Genomic DNA, 3742 nt, shown 5'->3' with positions numbered 1-3742 from the left:
AAGGCGGCGAATGCTCGTCCACGGCGATCCGCGCGATCATCAAAAAACTGGTTGCCGCGGAAAATCAGAAAAAGCCGTTGAGTGACAGCAAGATCGCTGGTTTACTGGAGGCACAAGGCATTCAGGTGGCTCGCCGCACCGTCGCCAAGTACCGCGAATCCCTAGGGATCGCGCCTTCGAGCGAACGTAAGCGGTTGATGTAGAGCCACGCCACAGCGTTCCAGTGGTAGATCATCGGATCTACCGCTTTATGCACTGGCAACGAAGGAGAAGCTGTATGCAAGTCAACATCAGTGGACACCAACTGGAAGTGACCGAACCTCTTCGCACCTACATCGGCGAAAAGCTCGAACGACTGGAGCGACATTTCGACAAGATCACCAACGTGCAGGTCACGATGACGGTCGAAAAGCTTAAGCAGAAAATCGAAGCCACGCTGCATATTCCCGGCAATGAAGTGGTCGCCAACGCGGAACATACCGATATGTACGCAGCGATCGACGCACTGACCGACAAGCTGGATAAACAACTCAAAAAGCATAAGGAAAAGACCCAGAGCCTCCTCCAGGGCGCTACCGGTCGTTAACACTCCCAACCCATGATCCGACTTGAAAGTATCCTGACCCCCGGCCGGTCCCTGGTGAACGTGCCGGGCGGCAGTAAAAAGAAAGCTCTCGAGCAAATTGCCAACCTCATCCATCGCGAAGTGCCGGATCTGGCCATGCAGGATGTCTTCGAGAGCCTGGTCGCCCGTGAGAAACTCGGTTCAACCGGTTTTGGTAACGGTATCGCCATTCCCCACTGCCGCCTCAAAGGTTGTACTTCGCCCATCAGTGCCTTGATGCACCTGGACGCCCCTATCGATTTTGATGCTATCGATGGTGCTCCGGTTGACCTGCTGTTCGTCCTGCTGGTCCCGGAAGCCGCTACCGATGCGCACCTGGAGTTGTTGCGCCAGATCGCCAGCATGCTCGACCGCAAGGACGTACGCGACAAACTGCGCAGCGCCCCGAGCAATGAAGCCTTGTATCAGGTTGTCCTGGACGAGCAAAACGGTCATTAATCATGCGCTTGATCATCGTCAGCGGCCGCTCCGGCTCAGGTAAAAGTACTGCCCTCGATGTACTCGAGGACAACGGCTATTACTGCATCGACAACCTGCCTGCCGGGTTGCTGCCAGAACTGGCCGAACGTGCGTTGATTCACACCGAGTTGTTACAGCCGCTGGTTGCGGTGTCTATCGATGCCCGCAACCTGCCAAGTCATTTGTCGCGCTTCCCGGAACTGCTGGAAGAGGTGCGCAGCCGGCACATCCAGTGTGATGTCCTGTATCTGGACGCCGACGAAGAAACCTTGCTCAAACGCTTCTCGGAAACCCGTCGCCGCCACCCGCTGAGCAGTCCCAATCGCTCGCTCGCCGAGGCGATCAATGATGAAAAGATCCTGCTCGACCCCATCGCCGACCTGGCCGATCTCAAAGTAAACACCACCAACCTGAACCTGTATCAGTTGCGCGATACGATCAAGCTGCGCCTGCTGAACCAGCCGGAACCCGGCACTGCATTCCTGGTGGAATCTTTCGGTTTCAAGCGTGGCATGCCGGTCGACGCCGATCTGGTGTTTGATGTGCGTTGCCTGCCCAACCCTTACTGGAAGCCGGAATTGCGTGCGCAGTCCGGGCTTGATGAACCGGTTGCCGAGTACCTGGCGGCACAACCGGATGTCGAGGAGATGTTCCAGGACATTTCCAGTTACCTGCTCAAATGGTTACCTCGCTTTGCTGCCAGCAACCGTGCCTACGTCACCATAGCCATCGGCTGTACCGGCGGGCATCACCGCTCCGTCTACCTGACCGAACGCTTGGGCAAGACCCTCCAGCAAACTTTGAAGAACGTTCAGGTTCGCCACCGCGACCTCACCTAAAGGATTCACATCGCGATGCCTGCTCGGGAAATCGAAATCATCAATAAGCTGGGTTTGCATGCCCGTGCGTCAGCAAAATTCGTTGGGGTGGCCGGTCAGTTCAAGGACTGCACGATCAGGGTAGGACGCACGCCAGAAACCACCGTCGATGGAAAAAGCATCATGGCCATGATGATGCTCGCCGCCGGCAAAGGCACCATGATCCACCTGAGCACGGAAGGTGCGCAGGAACAGGAAGCGATGGATGCGCTGGTGGCCTTGATCAACAACTACTTTGACGAAGGCGAATAAACACAAAAGATCGCAGCCTGTAGGAGCTGCCGAAGGCTGCGATCTTTTGATCTTCAAAAAAAACGCCACCCGATGGGTAGCGTCTTTTTGTGAAGCGAAAGAGCTTAACTACCAGCCACCATCATCCGCTCGATCAGCACCGACCCCGTACGAATGTTGCTGCGCAGCTCCAGATCATTCCCCACGGCAACGATCTGCTTGAACATGTCACGCATATTGCCGGCAATCGTCACTTCCTGAACCGCGAACTGGATTTCGCCGTTCTCGACCCAGTACCCCGCTGCACCGCGGGAGTAGTCGCCGGTCACCATATTCAGGCCTTGGCCCATCAATTCGGTCACCAGCAAACCGCGCCCCATGCGACGCAACAGGGCAGCCTGGTCTTCATCACCATGGGTGACAAACAGGTTGTGCACGCCGCCGGCGTTCGCGGTGCTCGGCATGCCGAGTTTGCGACCGGAATAAGTGCCGAGGATGTAGGACACCAGCTCACCTTTTTCGACAAACGGTTTGGCATAGGTGGCCAGACCGTCACCATCGAATGCCGCACTGCCCATGGCACGCATTAGGTGCGGGCGCTCATCGATGGTCAGCCACTCTGGAAACAGCTTCTGACCCAACGTACCTTCGAGGAACGACGACTTGCGATACAGGCTGCCACCGGAGATCGCCGACAGGAAACTGCCGAACAAACCGCCGGCCAGTTCCGCCGAAAACAGCACCGGCACTTCGCAGGTCGGCACTGGACGCGCGCCCAGTCGGCTGGCAGCCCGCTGCGCGGCACGTTGGCCAATGCTCACAGGATCAGCTAGCAAATTGCCTTGGCGATTCACGTCGTACCAGTAATCGCGCTGCATCTGGCCATCAGCCTCGGCGATCATCACGCAGCTCAAGCTATGCCGGGTTGACGCGTATCCGCCGATAAAACCGTGGCTGTTGCCGTAGACACGGCAGCCCTGGTGCGTGCTGAGCGTGGTGCCATCGGCGTTCTTGATTCGGCTGTCGGCAGCAAACGCCGCGGCTTCACAGGCCAACGCCTGTTCGATCGCTTGCTCCGGGGTGATATCCCATTGGTGGAACAGGTCGAAATCCTGCACGTCGCGCGCCATCAGCGCAGCATCCGCCAGACCCGAGGCTTCGTCTTCAGACGTGTGTTTGGCGATGGCCAGTGCGGCAGCGACGGTTTCGCGAATCGCATCCGGACCACTGGCCGAGGTGCTGGCCGAGCCCTTGCGCTGGCCGACGTACAGGGTGATGCCAAAACCCTGGTCACGATTGAATTCAACGGTTTCGACTTCACGCTGGCGCACGGTGGTCGACAGGCCCTGCTCCAGGGATACCGCCACCTCACAGGCACTGGCGCCCTGACGCTTGGCTTCAGCGATGATTTGCTCGACTTGCTCCTGCAGTGCCGGCAACGCTTGTGGGCCGACGCTTTCAACTGCACTCATGCTGTTCTCCACTCAAATTCTGCTTTCGGTAACGGTCATCGAGCGACCGGGCCGGACAAGCGGCCCCCGACTGGTTA

5 protein-coding genes and 1 pseudogene are annotated in these 3742 nt (G+C 57.9%); 5 read left to right on the top strand and 1 reads right to left on the bottom strand.

Going from position 1 to position 3742, the window contains the following annotated elements; genetic code table 11:
* From ACRESJ_RS28500 to ACRESJ_RS28480, 5 genes and pseudogenes are all read left to right on the top strand, one after another.
* Positions 1-203, top strand: a pseudogene (locus tag ACRESJ_RS28500) (RNA polymerase factor sigma-54); the annotation flags it as partial.
* Between the two features lie 74 nt (positions 204-277).
* Positions 278-586, top strand: coding sequence for a ribosome hibernation-promoting factor, HPF/YfiA family (hpf, locus tag ACRESJ_RS28495; RefSeq protein ID WP_007941242.1), 309 nt, complete (start codon positions 278-280; stop codon positions 584-586).
* Between the two features lie 12 nt (positions 587-598).
* A complete protein-coding gene (ptsN, locus tag ACRESJ_RS28490; protein WP_431760855.1) occupies positions 599-1063 on the top strand; it encodes a PTS IIA-like nitrogen regulatory protein PtsN in 465 nt (154 codons plus the stop codon).
* 2 nt (positions 1064-1065) lie between these two features.
* A complete protein-coding gene (gene rapZ, locus ACRESJ_RS28485; RefSeq protein ID WP_431760854.1) occupies positions 1066-1923 on the top strand; it encodes an RNase adapter RapZ in 858 nt (285 codons plus the stop codon).
* A 15-nt stretch (positions 1924-1938) separates the two neighbouring features.
* On the top strand, positions 1939-2214 hold the full coding sequence (locus ACRESJ_RS28480) for an HPr family phosphocarrier protein (RefSeq protein WP_431760853.1): 276 nt from the start codon (positions 1939-1941) through the stop codon (positions 2212-2214).
* Positions 2215-2318: 104 nt separating this feature from the next.
* On the opposite strand, the gene pmbA is transcribed toward ACRESJ_RS28480, so the two are convergent.
* Positions 2319-3665: a metalloprotease PmbA gene (gene pmbA, locus ACRESJ_RS28475; protein WP_431760852.1), complete on the bottom strand. Its 1347-nt coding sequence runs from the start codon at positions 3663-3665 to the stop codon at positions 2319-2321.
* Between the last annotated feature and the right edge of the window lie 77 nt (positions 3666-3742).

The organism is Pseudomonas sp. (assembly GCF_050739655.1).
GTDB lineage: Bacteria > Pseudomonadota > Gammaproteobacteria > Pseudomonadales > Pseudomonadaceae > Aquipseudomonas.
This window is presented reverse-complemented; position numbering and strand designations above follow the sequence as displayed.

What these genes read in the sequence shown, in the direction of transcription:
- ptsN (WP_431760855.1), top strand. Translation starts at nt 599, where the DNA reads ATGATCCGACTTGAAAGTATCCTGACCCCCGGCCGGTCCCTGGTGAAC.
- ACRESJ_RS28480 (WP_431760853.1), top strand. Translation starts at nt 1,939, where the DNA reads ATGCCTGCTCGGGAAATCGAAATCATCAATAAGCTGGGTTTGCATGCC.
- rapZ (WP_431760854.1), top strand. Translation starts at nt 1,066, where the DNA reads ATGCGCTTGATCATCGTCAGCGGCCGCTCCGGCTCAGGTAAAAGTACT.
- pmbA (WP_431760852.1), bottom strand. Translation starts at nt 3,665, where the DNA reads ATGAGTGCAGTTGAAAGCGTCGGCCCACAAGCGTTGCCGGCACTGCAG.
- hpf (WP_007941242.1), top strand. Translation starts at nt 278, where the DNA reads ATGCAAGTCAACATCAGTGGACACCAACTGGAAGTGACCGAACCTCTT.